A 15,516-nucleotide genomic window follows, 5' to 3' on the forward strand; every position below is an offset into this window, starting at 1 on the left:
TTGAATGGATTTGATGTATGGACTTCTCACAAAACAAGTCAAAAGGCTTATGCACAATTAGCTGTAATAATTGCAGTATCAGCCAGCTATGTTTGCCATTTTCATTAAACGGTCAAGAAATGGATCGTCTCGATGAAATCATCGAACGTAAGAAACCACTGCATAAAGGTGATTATTTATTTGAGTCTGGCGAAAGCTTAAATGCTATTTATGCGGTACGCTCTGGTTCGTTTAAGTCTTATACTTTATCAGAACAAGGTGATGAACAAATAACTGGTTTTCATCTAGCGGGTGATTTAGTTGGTTTCGATGCTATTAACAAAATGGCTCATCAAAGTTTCTCACAAGCCCTTGAAACTTCAATGGTATGTGAAATTCCATTCGACACATTAGACGAATTAGCAGGTAAATTACCTAAGCTACGCCAACAAATTATGCGTTTAATGAGTAATGAAATTAACTATGACCAAGAAATGTTATTGTTACTCAATAAAAAGTCAGCTGAAGAGCGTCTAGCTAGTTTTATTTATAATCTTGCAGAGCGTTTTGGTGAACGTGGTTTTTCGCGTAAAGAATTCCGTTTAACCATGACACGTGGTGAAATAGGTAACTATTTAGGTTTAACAGTTGAAACAATTAGCCGCCTTTTAAGCCGCTTCCAAAAAGCAGGTTTAATCAAGGTAGAAGGTAAATTTATCACCATTTTGGACCAACAAGCGCTTGCAGCAACAGCGGCGATTAAATGTAAATAGAGTTTGATTTAACGCAACTTTCTATTGTTTGCCCCTTTAACTGTTCTAAATTTAGGTTACACTCAAAGTACTACTTTTTGCGGAACAGTTAAGGAGCAGCACATGGACGCAATTAAACGAATTTTAGCAGTTATAGACCCAACCAAAGAGCAGCAACATAGTTTAAGCCGCTCAATTGATCTAGCCAAAAAATCTGGCGCGACCATCACTGCTTTCCTCAGTATCTACGACTTCTCTTACGAAATGACCACTATGCTTTCTGCTGATGAGCGTGAAGCAATGCGAGAAGCCGTTATAAAAGACCGCCAAGAATGGTTAAATGAGCAAATTGCACTTTTCCCAGAGCTTACCATTGATAGCTGCGTGGTTTGGCATAATCGCCCTTACGAAGCCATTATCAATACAGTGATCAACGATGGTTTTGACCTTGTTGTAAAAGGCACTCATCAACACGATACGCTTAAATCAGTTATTTTCACCCCTACTGACTGGCACCTCATTCGTAAGTGCCCTGCTCCAGTTTTACTTGTTAAAGAGAAAGAGTGGCCAGCAAAAGGGAATATTTTAGCTGCAGTAAACGCAGTGAGTGAGAATGAACAACACCTTGAACTTAACAAGCGTATTATTAATGACGCTCGCTTCATTTGTGACTTAGCCAACGCAACGCTTAACCTTGTGAATGCTTACCCAGCAACACCTGTTAATATCGCGATTGAAATCCCTGAATTTAACCCAGGTGTTTATAACGAATCAGTTAAGAAGCATCACTATGAATCAACGCTCTCGTTAGCTGAAGGCTTTGCTATTGACCAAGCTCATTGCCATATTGAAGAAGGCTTACCAGAAGATGTTATTCCTGATGTTGCAGCGCGCTTAAATAGCGAATTAGTTGTAATTGGTACAGTTGGTCGTACTGGCTTAAGTGCTGCGCTTGTTGGTAACACCGCAGAGCATGTCATTGATAGCCTTGACTGCGATGTGTTAGCGTTAAAACCAGATGGCTATGTAAGCCCACTTGCTAAGTAACCTATTGAATAGAGATTAAAAAAGCCCCAGTTTGGGGCTTTTTTATATACAGTTTGGAATTTTTATATATTTGTTACATCAATAAATAATGATTCATCAATGTTTGTCGAAGAGACCACCGCCTCGCTAAAATCATAGCTTTCACGATTGCCTTCTCTATCAAGTGGTAAATTTTCAAAATCAAATAAGTTTCTGTCTGCAAGCTGGCTTGGGCTGACATTCTGTAAAGACTTAAAGATACTTTCAACACGACCAGGGGTTTTCTTATCCCACTCTGTCAGCATGGCTTTGATTGATTGACGCTGCAGGTTTTCTTGTGAACCACATAAATTACAAGGAATGATTGGGAAATCTTTGTGTTCGGCGTATTTAATTAAATCTTTTTCACGGCAATAAGACAACGGACGAATGACCACGTTACGTTCATCATCAGAGCGTAATTTCGGTGGCATCGCTTTTAGTCGTGAACCATGGAACATATTTAAGAACATTGTCTCAACGATATCATCCATGTGATGACCAAGTGCTAGTTTGGTTGCACCAATTTTTTCTGCAAATGAATAAAGTGTGCCGCGACGAAGTCGTGAGCACAGACCACAGGTAGTTTTTCCCTCTGGTACTTTTTCTTTTACAACTGAGTAAGTATCTTTATCAACGATGTAATACGGGATATTTAGCGTTTCAAAGTAATCAGGCAAGATATGCTCTGGAAAACCTGGTTGCTTCTGATCAAGGTTTACCGCAATCACTTCAAATTTAATTGGCGCTGCTTTTTGTAAATTAAGCAAAATATCTAGCATTGCAAAAGAATCTTTACCACCACTGATACATGCCATAACAACATCACCGTCTTCGATCATGTTGTAATCAGTAATCGCGGTACCAACATGCCTTCTTAGACGCTTTTGAAGTTTATTAAATTCAAGAGTTTCTTTTCTAGTATCAGTTTGATTCATTTGCTCTGCTCATACAGGCTTTACTAAGCCATGTTTCATAGTAAAAAGTTCGGCGTGGATTATACGGACTTTTTGAGCGAGTTGAAATGATTAGCGTGGGATAATTAAAGCGCTTCACTGGAGAAGATACCACGTAAAACAAAGCACTTTGGGAATAGACTCAAAGGTTTATGAATTTATAGGCTCAAAGTTTTAATTTTCTGACTTCTGCAAACTAACTTCTTATTTATTTTACAATGCATTTATAACGGGAAGCTGTACAAGCTAGGTCAGGCCAATCATCTCTGCCCCAGCAGTATTTATCATTTCTAAGTGGCTTAAGATGCCAAACAACTGGGTTGCCTTTTTTATCTAAGCGAGTTTCATTTTCAAGTTGCACTCGAATTAAATTGTTCTCTGTCGAAAGAATAGTATAAACAAAAGTTTTTCTTGCTGCAGCCTCAGAAATAAACCCTTGTTCGTCATAAGAGACTTCTAATGTTTTGTTATTGAAGGTTATAGTATGAAAATTAGCTTCACAAACTGGGCTATTTGTAGACTGCCATGAACCTTGTAACTTAGTTTGCATTTCTTGGTTGATGGGGGAATGACGACTACAAGCTGAACATAGCAGTAAAATAACAAAAAATGCAGGTATGATTCTCATAAATATGCTTTTAAGTCCCTGAAAAGTTGACGTTTAGCATAACGATAATCGGAAAAATATCCAGCAATAAGCTTATTACAAAAATAAAGGGCACATTAGCCATGTGCCCTTTATTAACTTTAAGCGTTTTTAGTATCAGCCTTATTCTTTGCCATTCGTTTAGCACGTTTTATTGCCGACTTTTTCGATGCATTTTTCTGCGCGATTTTTAACACTTTAGCCTCTTTTAACTGCTTTTTAGCGGCTTTCAATCGCTTTTTTGCATTATCAGCGAGACCCTCTGCTTCATTGGCACACTTTACAGCTGCTTGTGCTTTAAGTGCTGCATCTTTTGCAAGTTCAGTGGTTCTAGCCACTTCTTTTTTGCTTTTTTCGATAATTTTTTCGAGCTTAGCAAGGCGCTTCTCAAATACTGACTCTGAATTTTGCATTGTACTCTCCTTTACTGACGCGTCGACATACGGGTAGGTTCAGTGACAATAAGCGAATCGACCCGATTGACTATGTCGTGATCTTTTTCTGGGTAATCCAAACAGCTTAAGAAATGACGCATACAGTTTATACGCCCGCGTTTTTTATCATCAGAGCGAATTTGTGTCCAAGGCGCATCTTTAGTATGGGTATGAAACATCATGGCATCTTTGGCGTCACTATAATCATGCCATTTAGCTAGTGATGCCATATCAACCGGGCTCAATTTCCATTGTTTTAGTGGGTCGTTTTGGCGCGATTTAAAGCGTCTAAATTGCTCTTCTCTACTGACCGAAAACCAATATTTAAATAACTTAATACCGCTATTCACCAACATACGTTCAAGTTGGGGTGTTTGGCGCATAAACTCTAAATATTCGTGGTCATCACAAAACCCCATTACCTTTTCTACTCCTGCACGGTTATACCAAGAACGATCAAATAGTATAATTTCCCCTTTGGTGGGTAGGTGGTTAATGTAACGCTGAAAATACCACTGATCACGCTCTCTTGCAGATGGCTTCTCTAAAGCCACTACGTGCGCCCCACGAGGGTTTAAGTGCTCCATAAAGCGCTTTATAGTGCCACCTTTCCCTGCCGCATCTCGCCCCTCAAATAGAATCACAATTTGCTGGTTGGTCTCTTTTACCCAGCCTTGCATTTTTAAAAGCTCAATTTGTAATTCATGCTTATGGCGCTCGTACTCAACCACCTCCATTTTACGCTTGTATGGGTAATGGCCATCGGCATTCCATTTTAAACTTGGGTTTTTAACATTTAAGTCAAAAATAACATCTTGCTTAGCTTTCGCTTTTGATAACTTTTGCGACTTAATTGAAACGGCTTCGACATCGACTGTCTGCATAACGACTCCTTTTTTACTATAACTACCTATATTTAGATTTCTATAGTTTTACTTTAAGTCAGTTATTACATATGAGATTGATCTATATCTATCTTTTAAACACTTAAAAAGTTGTTTAGAAATAATTAGATAACACTTTTCTCCTAATTAAAATCAAGGTCGCACAACCAAAATCAAGCCCTTTTTCTATAGTAAAAAACAACCAGTAAAAATTCATATATTCATACTGTTTTTACATTTAAATACAAGCCGCTCTTTAAACTGCGCAGCAATACAAATGCTTAGCAAAAACATGAATTGAGAAAATAATCTAGGCAAGAGAAGTTGCTATTTAGAACGTGCTATTTACATTGAATTTTACAAATTTAGGCTAAGCCCAAAATACTAAGCTAAATATTGAAAAAAGAGACGTCTTCACTACTAATTAAAAACGAAAAAGAGACCTAAAAGGTCCCTTTTGAATAGTTATCAAAGCTGCGGTCAGATTTTTTACGCGCTATTTTACAATCCACGGTGTGGCGCTAATAAGCTTACCATGGCTGGGTAAAACACTTTTATCATCTTGCCACTCATCACTGACCTTCACTGAGCAACGCAGCGCTTTACAGCTAACTGCATTTGCTGAAACAGCATCTTGAGTATCAAATTTCAGCACAACACCTTGTTGTTCTGGTAACAAGAACCACATGAGTTTGCTTACAAAAAAGCCCGACAAATCAGATAATAACTCTTCAAACTCTTGATTGAGTGTATATAAGTTTGCTTTGCTAAGTTCAAAATCTGCCAAATCAGTTGCTTCAATTTGTAACTTTAATTGGCAATCATGTTTTGGATTTTCAGGTTGAACAACAATTACGGCTTTATCAGTATCTAGTTGCTTATCAAAAGGTAAAAGTAACTGAGCCTTATCTGTGTATGTTAAGTCAAACTCTTGTTTTTCTGTAATAATTTTACCAGACTTAATTGTACACACTTCGTTAGTAGCAATATCAGATAAGTAAAAATTAACTTGAGCGTATTGGAACTCGCCTTTATTAACGACTTTTAAACGATCGTAAAAGCCATCATAGGCAACAACAAATTCAGTTGCGGCTGCCTTAGTTGCAACCGCACTTAGCGCAACCGCAATGGTTGCGGCTTTAAACCATGGAAGGAGTTTATTCATCAAAGTAAGCTCTGTTTTGATTTATCATTTTATTTAATTCTTCAATGTACGCTTCACGGCGCTCAGAATACGACAACAAACCTTGTGTAAGAATGGTCGCTTCAATTGGCTTTTGCTGACGACGTAAATCGGCACGAATTGATCGTAAATCTTTATAGGCCGCATGGGTATTAATATTTTTAAAATAAGAGCTTACCGCAGCACGTACCGACTTAAAAGCGGTCACTTCATGGGCTGCTTCGTTGGCACGACGTTTTGGGACCATGCCGCAGCCTTTTTTATAACACCACTGGCCGAAGAAATTTAAACCAATGCGTGCAAAACGAGAGGTACCCCATGCTGATTCATTCGCCGCCTGCATAAGCGCAAGCTCTTTTGGAATGATATCAACACGACGCAGCGCTTGAGTAAGCGATAAAGTGTCAATGGTGGCTGGCAACTTATAGCTGGTTAAGATTTTTTTAATATCTGATTGCTGTTTGCTAGTCAGTGGCTCATTGTATTCAAGCATCATGCGCGCAATTTCTAAGGTTGCGCGTTGCTGTAAAATTTTCTTGTTTTCAGCCTCGACATGAGGGCGAATAAAATCAAAAAATGCATGTTTCTTTTCTTTCACATCCGTAAATGCTGCAAAATCCGGCAGTTTTACGTTATGCAATGGCTTTTCTTTTTTGATTACGCGCTGGGTTCCTTTTGGCGTTGTCTGTGTTTGTTCAGACTCTTCTACGACTACATCTTCTTTCATAAATGGCGATAATATTGCCCATGCAAAAAAAGCGGTCAGTAAAACTCGAAAAACGTACTTAAGCATGTATTCTCTCAAATAAACTACTACTCATGTGCGGTAACGTCACGCACATACAAAGGCGGAGTATACCAAAGCTGTGGATTTTTGGCGAATTTGCCCGAAGCACTCTACCCAAAGTTTATACAGAACCGGGTAAGAAACGGCCAATTTGCTCGCAATTTTCAAGCGCTTGCGTATACTGAAAAGCAACCAAACGAGAAATAGGAAGGTTATTTTTATGTGCCAATCTTGGCAAGCTCGTATTATTGACCAGCAAAAATATCGTCCAAACGATAATCGCTCAGCTTGGCAAGTTGACCGCTCTCGAATTATTCACGCCGCTGCATTTAGGCGTTTGCAAGCTAAAACCCAAATTATGGGTATTGGCTTGAATGATTTTTACCGAACCCGTCTTACTCACTCATTAGAAGTGGCCCAAATTGGCAGTGGTTTATTACGCCACTTGAAAAAGCAACACCCTGAATTTACGAATTTTCCGAGCGGTAGCTTACTCGAAACCTTGTGTCTTGCTCATGATATTGGCCACCCTCCTTTTGGTCATGGTGGTGAAATAGCATTAAATTACATGATGCGTGAGCACGGTGGTTTTGAAGGAAACGCGCAAACACTCAGGATTGTCTCTAAGCTTGAGCCCTATTCAAATGGCTATGGCATGAATTTAACCAGACGCACCTTGTTAGGTTTTATTAAATATCCTGCCTTTATTGATGATTTGTGGCACTGCATTCCACCTCTAAGTGAACAACGTAGCTTTATTAAAGCCGATCATTGGCGCCCAGCTAAAGGCTTGTATAAAGATGATAAAGATGTTTTCGACTGGATCATTGAGCCACTGTCCGATAATGATAAAGCACTGTTAAGTAGTCATTATAAGGTTGATGAATTTAGAGCCAAAACCCACTACAAATCGATAGACTCAGCAATTATGGAATTAGCCGACGATATTGCTTATGCCGTTCACGATTTAGAAGACGCTATCGCCACCGAGGTTTTAACGTTAGCAGATTGGCAAAACCATGCCCTTGAGCAGCTACAAGAGCTAGACTCAGCGTGGCTAACCACCCATTTGAGCTCGATAACCGCCAGACTCTTCTCGCATCACGAGTACGAACGAAAAGATGCCATTGGTGAATTGGTTAACACCTTTATTATCAACGCTCAGTTAGTTGTACAAAACGCAGATTTCGAATCTGAAATACTGCAGTACACAGTAAGCCTACCGGATGAATTTGCCGAAATTCTTAACGTGCTAAAACATTTTGTTTTTAAACGTTTAATTCGCGAACCAAAGATGCAGCAAGTTGAATTTAAAGGGCAAAACCTGCTAATTGAGCTATTTAGTGCCTTTGCCAGCGACCCTATGCGGTTACTGCCAGAAACAACGCAAGAAATGTGGCTTAATGCGCACCAGCAAGGCGATAACGCAATGCGTATAATTTGTGATTATTTATCAGGGATGAGTGATGAATATGCTTATAAGACCTATCAGCGATTGTTTTTGCCATCTGCCTAACTAATTTTTGAACAGCACAGTGAATTGTTCTAGAATTAAACAGGTTATTAGTAATAATAATGACACTTCTTTGAATGCATTTTATTTAACATGGACTGAAATAATGCTCAAAAAATACCTGCTTATTAGTACTGTTGTAGCAAGCTCATTTGCTTGCTACGGCGCAGAAACACTTCCTGACCCGCTACTTGAAGAGCGTAGCATAATCATAAAAGATGCCACCCATTTTGATTGGATACGACTTAACTCTGGCGAATGGCTCAAAGGTGAACTTGTCTCCTTGTACGACAAAGAAGTCGAGTTCGACAGTGATATACTCGACACATTGATGATTGACCGTGCCGATATTTATATGATCATCTCAGACCGCCATCATACTGTTCGTTTTAATGATGGTTCAGAGCTCAGTGGCACGCTCAATATTTCAGGCGGTTATGTGAAAGTCGGTGAACAAGAAGCTAAATATCGTTACCGTGATTTAGTTTCTATCGCACCTTCTGTTGAAAGCGAATTAAGCGCGTGGACTGTCAAAATAGCGCTGGGCGCTGATATATCAAAAGGCAATACTGACCAAACCGAATATTCAGCGCGTGCTGATATCAAGCGCCGTACGGCGTCTAGCCGTTTTCTCGCAGAGTTTTTAGGCTATCGCACCACCAGCGATGAACAAGTAACTAAAAATAACATTCGTGCTAACGGTACCTTCGACTGGTTTCAGACCCAAAAAATGTATTACCGTCCTATCTTCTTCGAGTACTACCGTGATCCGTTTCAAAATATCGCCAACAAATACACTGTCGGTGCCGGTGTTGGTTACTATGTGATGGATACCGATAAAACCGAATGGGACTTCTCAACAGGCCCTGCTTATCAAAAAACTGAGTTTGATACCGTCGCTAGCGGAGAAGAAAAATCTAACTCATCTTGGTCATATTTTATTGGCACTAATTACGAGTTAGAAGTCACCAAAAAAATTGATTTTACCCTTAACTATCGCTACCTAACTGCAAACAGTGACGCCGGTGGTGATTCTCAATATGCAATGGCCGCATTTGAATTTGAAATCACAGATGATATCGACTTTGATATGTCATTAGTATGGGATTACTTAGCCGACCCAATTGCCGATGAAAACGGGGTAGTACCTGAAAAAGAAGATTACAAAATGATTTTCGCACTGGGTATTGATTTATAATCCCAATTCGCTTAATCGATACAAAAACGCCGAGCTAAGCTCGGCGTTTTCATTTTAGTTAAGTAATATATACATAACCTTATAGCGATTTAACACCCATGTTGTGTAGGGTAAAGCCATAAATATCAGCGTATTGATCGATGATCTTACTTGTAGGTGTTCCTGCACCGTGACCAGCATTTGTTTCAATACGAATCAGATACGGGTTTTGTTTTGCACCTTTTTCTTGCAGCTCGGCTGCAAACTTAAATGAATGCGCAGGCACAACACGGTCATCATGATCCCCAGTTGTCACTAAGGTTGCTGGATAACTAACACCCGCTTTAACATTGTGCACAGGTGAGTAGCCTTTTAAGTAATCGAACATTTCTTTACTTTGTTCACTGGTGCCGTAGTCATACGCCCAACCAGCACCCGCTGTAAAGGTGTGGTAACGCAGCATATCTAAAACACCTACAGCAGGAAGCGCTACTTTAAATAGCTCAGGGCGCTGTGTCATAACCGCACCAACTAATAAGCCACCATTTGAGCCGCCACGTACCGCTAGGTAATCAGGTGAGCTGTATTGTTTTTCATTTAAGTACTCAGCTGCTGCAATAAAGTCATCAAAAACATTTTGCTTTTTAAGCTGCGTACCATTTACATGCCACGCTTTACCGTACTCGCCACCACCACGAATATTAGCAACAGCATACACGCCACCGTGCTCAAGCCAAGCCGCAATTGTAGGGCTATAACTTGGGGTTAAGCTTACGTTAAAGCCACCATAGCCATATAAAATAGTCGGATTTTTACCGTTAAACTCAGTGCCTTTTTTGTACGAAATAATCATCGGCACTTTGGTGCCATCTTTTGATGTATAGAAGACTTGTTCAGAGATATATTCTTCGCTATTAAATTTAGCGCCCGACTTGCGATACACATCAGACTTTCCTGATTCAACATCAAACGAGTAGGTATTGCCTGGTGTAGTGTAATTCGTAAATGAGTAATACAGTGTTTGTGCATCGTGCTTACCACTAAAGCCATATGCAGTACCTACACCTGGTAGGCTGATGTCACGCACCAATTTACCTGATTTATCGTATTGTTTTACTTGCGAAATCGCATCAACCATATACTTGGCAAAGAAGTAGTCACCGCCTTTCGAAATGCTAAGTACATTGTCAGTTTCAGGGATTAAATCTTGCCAATTTTCTGGGCTAGGATCAGTGGCATCCACTGTCACTACACGCATATTGGGTGCGTTTAAGTTAGTCACCAAATACAGTTTCGAGCCGTCATTATCAATAATTGAGGTATCTGAGTCAGTGTTATCTAAAATCGTCACTAACGTGCTGTCAGGCTTAGTTAAATCTTTGATAAACAGTTTATTACCTGAAGTTGAAGTACTTGCAGCGATAATTAGATAACGATTATCACGGGTCACTTCAGCACCAATATAACGATGTTTCTGTGCCTCTGTGCCGCCATAAATTAATTGGTCGTCAGCTTGTGCTGTACCTAACTTATGGTAGTAAACTTTATGTTGATCTGTTTTTGCAGACAGCTCACTGCCCTTTGGCTTATCGTAGCTCGAATAATAGAATCCTTCGTTGCCAAGCCAAGAGATACCACTGAATTTTACATCAACTAATGCTTCTTCAATCGGCTGTTTAGTCGCAGTATCAATAATGATAATTTTACGCCAGTCACTGCCGCCTTCAGAGATTTGATAAGCCGCTAAAGTGCCGTCTTCAGTAAATGTTAAACCCGACATTGAAGTTGTGCCGTCACTACTGAACGTATTTGGATCTAAAAACACTTCAGCTTCTGAGTCGCCTTTTTTACGATAAACCACATACTGATTTTGCAGACCATCGTTTTTATAAAAGTAGGTGTACTCACCCTCTTTAAACGGCGCTGTCACTTTTTCGTAGTTCATCAGCTTTTCGAGCGTGGTTTTAAGCTCATCGCGATAAGGAATATTTTTTAGATAAGAAAACGTAACGTCATTTTCGGCTTTCACCCATTGTGCGGTTTCGTCGCTCATATCGTCTTCTAACCAACGATATGGGTCTGCTACTTGCTCACCGAAATATTCGTCAACAACATTGCCTTTTTTAGTTTCTGGATAATTCACAGCAGCTTTAACCTCTGCAGTTTTTACAGTTTGTTCTGTGTTTGTTGGGGTTGATTCACCACACCCCGCCAGTGCAACTACAATTGCACAAGCAAGCGTTTTCTTGATCATAATAATTTTACTTTTTAGTTATTGTTAACAAATTGAAAGTAAAGTTAATACAAAAGAATGTCTAGCAATTTGCGGTTAAACACAGGGTCTGCTGTAAACCAATGTAAAAACAAAAAAGCCACGTTATTACGTGGCTCTTTATAACGATGTAATCGCTCAGCAATTATACTTTAGTTAACCAGCCATGAGTATCTGCTGATTTACCCCATTGAATATCATTCAATGCTTGGCGTAATTTTGCGACTTTCTCACCTGGTTCACCCGATCCCACTTTAAACTCTTGGTCGTTATGAATAAGCGTGCCAACCGACGTCAGTACCGCAGCGGTACCCGATAATGCAGCTTCAGTACCCGGCTTAGCAGCTCTTTCTAGTAACTCAGACACAGTAAAGTTGCGCTCAGATACAGTCATACCTAAATCTTTCGCAATCGTTAAAATACTATTACGCGTCACACCGTGTAAGAATGTGCTATCAAGTGCTTTTGTGATGATTTCATCACCATCAATTAGAATGAAGTTTGCAGCACCCGTTTCTTGTACATCGCCACCTGGGCAGAATAAGATTTGATCTGCTTGATGTTCAGAGCGAGCCTGTAAAATTGGGCCTAATGCACTTGCGTAGTTACCACCACTTTTAACCATTCCCATGTGAGGTGCACAGCGCATGCCATCTTCTTCAAGTAATACACGTAGTGCTGTAGCACCACCAGCAAAGTAATCACCCACTGGCGAAAGTAATACATACAGTAGTGAACTCATTGACGGTGCAGCCGCTTTACCGATAGCCGCTTCTGTACCAATGTGCGTAGGACGAATATACATAGACCCAGGTGGTGCGGGTGTTTCGTCTGCATACTCTTTAACAATGTCTTTGATCATTTGCTCAAGCATGCTTTCGTCAAAGTCAGGTAAGTTAAGTAACTTAGAGCTTTGTTTCATACGCGCAATGTTAGCATCCATACGAAAGATATAGACCGAGCCATCTTCGTGACGAAAAGCTTTTAATCCTTCAAAACAGGTGCTTGAGTAATGTAATACGTGAGCACCCGCATGTAATTCGATTTTATCAGATGGGACCAGCGCGCTTTCACTCCATGAGTTATCAGCAAAACGTGCTTGGATCATTTGTGGCATAAATACAGTACCAAATGCGGCCATTGTTGTTCTCTCTTGTTTGGACTACTTTTACCCCATTGTATGCTAATCCATCCCCGTTTAACCATAGCAAACTAGTGCCTTTTATCGATTAAAGTGATAATAATCCGACCATTTGGTACAAAAAATGCGCAACCCAAGTGGCGCATTGTTTACTGAGAATCATTCACTAACAAATGATAATAAATTATCTGTAGTTCATTTTTGCTGTGAGGCGATTAAAAAAGCCCGGGAAAAAACGCTTAATAGTTGGTGCTAAACCACTTATCCCTTCACCTATAACAACTTCATCTTTCTCGGCTTCAATGGCTTTAATCATTTTTGCAGCCGCTTTTGCCACATCCATACCGTTTTCGATTGATTGTTCTGGTTTATTTTGCGGTTTACCTTGGCCATCTAATGAATTATGCGCAATCGCTGTTTTAATTGAACCCGGGCAAATAGTCAGGCAATTCACATTTTTATCGGCTAATTCTGCTCTTAAGCAATCCATAAAGCCAACAACCGCATATTTAGAGCCCGAATAACCAGTTCTGAACTTTGAACCGACTTTACCCGCCACACTGCTAATTGAGACCACCATGCCCATACCTTGGTTAACCATCTGGGGTACGACCGCCTTGGTTAAGGCAATTAAACCAAAGTAGTTTACTTCCATCAGTTGGCGATACACAGTGAATTCATTTTCTAAAAATAAACTGCGCTGCGACACTCCACCGTTATTGATAAGCACATCAATGCGGCCAATTCGCTCAATCACTGCGGGCATATCTTCAAGTAAGGCTTCAGGTTTCGCCAAATCTAGGGCAACCACGTGATGATTGCCACCGAGCCGTTTATTCAGCTTATTGAGCTTATCTTCATTGCGGGCAGATAGTATTAGCGTTGCCCCTTTAGCTGCTAGTTGCTCACAAAGTGCCTCACCAATCCCAGAAGATGCCCCTGTAACCCAGACTGTTTTGCCATTTAATTGCATGTGTGTTCCTTATTATTGTTGTTATGCTTTGTTAGGCCCTGCATGTTGTTCAATATGATCAGCAATATCTTTATAAAAACCAAGCATAATCAAGAACTCTGCTAATACAAATAAAGGCCCTATTACCAAACCAATTAAATCGTCAACAAAGGCTGGCTTTTTACCTTCAAAATAGTGACCAATAAACTGAAACACCCAACCCACCACGAAACTGCCAATACTCACAGCGAGCCATAACTCTATTGAAAGCGACACTACAGGCTCAGCAGCAATGCTTAACGCACTTAAGCATACAGCCATAATTAACCCCATAGATAAGCTAAGCATTAAGTAATAAAGACAAGTGAATACAATCACCACGGTTGCCAAGGAGATAACAGCAGGCTCTGAGATAAGCGTGACACGTTGCAATAAACAAATAATCGCAAACACAATTAATGGAATGCCAATAAAGTGAGTGTAAATATTGCGTTTAGAACGGTGATAAAGGGCATAATTTGTCAGTTGTTGTTTTAATGTTTTCATTATTTTTCCTGCCAAAACTGTGTTCAAAACTCAGATTAGCAGATAATTCACCGCCAAGAATGTCAACTATCCGACATTTACAGTAGCTAGCTTAAACTCACACATTAAACCAACGCATCAATAACTTTGCCTTTTTCAGCTTCTGGCTGCATATCCATGCGTTCGCGTCCTTTTTGATACTCTTCATCAAGCATCGCTTGCAGCTCATTCATTTTTTCTTGTAGTGCTTTGGTGTCGGCACCTTGTTGCTGCATTTGTTCGGCAAGTTTTTCTATTTGCGCTTTTATTTCGTCAATTTTCTCTTTATCAACCCCGAGTCGCTGATAAACCAAGGCTTCTTGCGCCTGTGCTAAAAAAGAACTGGGCTCAGACTGCTTTTGTAAAAGTTGGTGTGCTGAAGATGCAGGCGTATGCATGGCCTTCACATCATCAATGCGTGTTATTTGCGACAACTTAGCAGCAGCCGAAGCGTGATAAGGGTTATATTGATTATGAAATGTAATTGCCACAAGTTGTCTTCCATTTAAGCTTGATTACAACTTTGTAGCAATTTTAGTTCCAAACTAGCATTGAGATTGCAATTTATCGATATCAACAATTTCAATCGATTGATATTTAAGATTAATAATTGAATCAGCTTGCAGAGATTGTAATATTTGATTAATGGTTTGCCGTGTTAAATAGGTCATATCGGCAAGTTGTTGCTGGGTAAGCGGCAAACAGCTTTGGTGTGACGATTGATAAAGCATGCATAAACGCTTACTCACCTTTTGCTTTGCTGTAAGGAGTGCGTGATCTTCTAATGAGTCAAACAGGTTTCGCACTTTATTGGTAAGAAGCAGCCCAAAGTCATGCCAATAAGCAGGATGTTCTTGTAATAACTGGCTTAATGCCCGCTCAGGAACGTGTAAAAGCCGTACCGCAGTTTGAGCATACACATCGTGGGTACGTTGACCATCATCAAACAGAGCCACTTCACCAAACCACATTGCACTGGTTACAAAACTAAGCACCGCTTCTTTGCCTTGGCTATTAACCCCAGAAACTCTAAGCACGCCATTAATAACACAATACAGACCGGTATTTTCATCACCACGCAAAAACAATGCATCACCCGCATTTAAGGTGATTAATTTAGCATTTTTTACTAACTTGTCCCTAAATATTTGTGTGCGATTTTTAAACCATTTGTCTTGGTTAATTACCGAAAGGTCTTGTTCATTCAAGTG

The 15,516-nt window shown here is 39.9% G+C and carries 15 protein-coding genes and 1 pseudogene; 4 read left to right on the forward strand and 12 right to left on the reverse strand.

Going from position 1 to position 15,516, the window contains the following annotated elements:
* Positions 1-17: 17 nt before the first annotated feature.
* Complete coding sequence (locus tag CWC28_RS15495) at positions 18-752, forward strand: FNR family transcription factor (RefSeq protein ID WP_063704804.1); 735 nt, start codon at positions 18-20, stop codon at positions 750-752.
* A 102-nt stretch (positions 753-854) separates the two neighbouring features.
* Positions 855-1,778: a universal stress protein UspE gene (gene uspE, locus CWC28_RS15500; RefSeq protein ID WP_138625387.1), complete on the forward strand. Its 924-nt coding sequence runs from the start codon at positions 855-857 to the stop codon at positions 1,776-1,778.
* A gap of 62 nt (positions 1,779-1,840) precedes the next feature.
* Here the strand turns inward: uspE and ttcA are convergent, their stop codons facing one another.
* From ttcA to CWC28_RS15530, 6 genes are all read right to left on the reverse strand, one after another.
* A complete protein-coding gene (gene ttcA, locus CWC28_RS15505) occupies positions 1,841-2,734 on the reverse strand; it encodes a tRNA 2-thiocytidine(32) synthetase TtcA (RefSeq protein ID WP_054553048.1) in 894 nt (297 codons plus the stop codon).
* Between the two features lie 226 nt (positions 2,735-2,960).
* Positions 2,961-3,380, reverse strand: coding sequence for a hypothetical protein (locus CWC28_RS15510; protein WP_138625388.1), 420 nt, complete (start codon positions 3,378-3,380; stop codon positions 2,961-2,963).
* A 119-nt stretch (positions 3,381-3,499) separates the two neighbouring features.
* Positions 3,500-3,811 carry a hypothetical protein gene (locus CWC28_RS15515; RefSeq protein WP_138625389.1) on the reverse strand — a complete coding sequence of 104 codons (312 nt, stop codon included), beginning with the start codon at positions 3,809-3,811 and terminating at the stop codon, positions 3,500-3,502.
* 11 nt (positions 3,812-3,822) lie between these two features.
* Entirely contained in the window at positions 3,823-4,716 is an 894-nt protein-coding gene (gene ppk2 / locus CWC28_RS15520; protein WP_082874071.1) for a polyphosphate kinase 2, read from the reverse strand.
* A gap of 496 nt (positions 4,717-5,212) precedes the next feature.
* Positions 5,213-5,881, reverse strand: coding sequence for a DUF2987 domain-containing protein (locus CWC28_RS15525; protein WP_138625390.1), 669 nt, complete (start codon positions 5,879-5,881; stop codon positions 5,213-5,215).
* Positions 5,874-6,692: a glucosaminidase domain-containing protein gene (locus CWC28_RS15530; protein WP_138625391.1), complete on the reverse strand. Its 819-nt coding sequence runs from the start codon at positions 6,690-6,692 to the stop codon at positions 5,874-5,876. The genes CWC28_RS15525 and CWC28_RS15530 overlap by 8 nt, the downstream gene beginning before the upstream one ends.
* A gap of 214 nt (positions 6,693-6,906) precedes the next feature.
* Between CWC28_RS15530 and CWC28_RS15535 the strand changes: the two genes are divergently transcribed.
* Positions 6,907-8,202, forward strand: coding sequence for an anti-phage deoxyguanosine triphosphatase (locus CWC28_RS15535; RefSeq protein ID WP_063704790.1), 1,296 nt, complete (start codon positions 6,907-6,909; stop codon positions 8,200-8,202).
* Between the two features lie 103 nt (positions 8,203-8,305).
* On the forward strand, positions 8,306-9,397 hold the full coding sequence (locus CWC28_RS15540) for a DUF481 domain-containing protein (RefSeq protein WP_082874070.1): 1,092 nt from the start codon (positions 8,306-8,308) through the stop codon (positions 9,395-9,397).
* A 79-nt stretch (positions 9,398-9,476) separates the two neighbouring features.
* Here CWC28_RS15540 and CWC28_RS15545 read toward each other — a convergent pair whose 3' ends face one another.
* The 6 genes and pseudogenes from CWC28_RS15545 to CWC28_RS15570 form a co-directional block, all read right to left on the reverse strand.
* A complete protein-coding gene (locus CWC28_RS15545; protein ID WP_138625392.1) occupies positions 9,477-11,630 on the reverse strand; it encodes a prolyl oligopeptidase family serine peptidase in 2,154 nt (717 codons plus the stop codon).
* 163 nt (positions 11,631-11,793) lie between these two features.
* Positions 11,794-12,795, reverse strand: a pseudogene (locus CWC28_RS15550) (branched-chain amino acid aminotransferase); the annotation flags it as partial.
* A 178-nt stretch (positions 12,796-12,973) separates the two neighbouring features.
* A complete protein-coding gene (locus CWC28_RS15555) occupies positions 12,974-13,762 on the reverse strand; it encodes an SDR family oxidoreductase (RefSeq protein WP_063704783.1) in 789 nt (262 codons plus the stop codon).
* Between the two features lie 21 nt (positions 13,763-13,783).
* The gene (locus tag CWC28_RS15560; protein WP_105174259.1) at positions 13,784-14,287 is read right to left on the reverse strand and encodes an Mpo1 family 2-hydroxy fatty acid dioxygenase; all 504 of its coding nucleotides are present in this window, start codon (positions 14,285-14,287) and stop codon (positions 13,784-13,786) included.
* Between the two features lie 104 nt (positions 14,288-14,391).
* Entirely contained in the window at positions 14,392-14,796 is a 405-nt protein-coding gene (locus CWC28_RS15565) for a hypothetical protein (protein ID WP_063704778.1), read from the reverse strand.
* Between the two features lie 54 nt (positions 14,797-14,850).
* A complete protein-coding gene (locus tag CWC28_RS15570) occupies positions 14,851-15,513 on the reverse strand; it encodes a Crp/Fnr family transcriptional regulator (protein ID WP_138625393.1) in 663 nt (220 codons plus the stop codon).
* Positions 15,514-15,516 lie beyond the last annotated feature (3 nt).

It is taken from the genome of Pseudoalteromonas sp. S4492, from assembly GCF_005886115.1.
GTDB lineage: Bacteria > Pseudomonadota > Gammaproteobacteria > Enterobacterales > Alteromonadaceae > Pseudoalteromonas > Pseudoalteromonas gelatinilytica.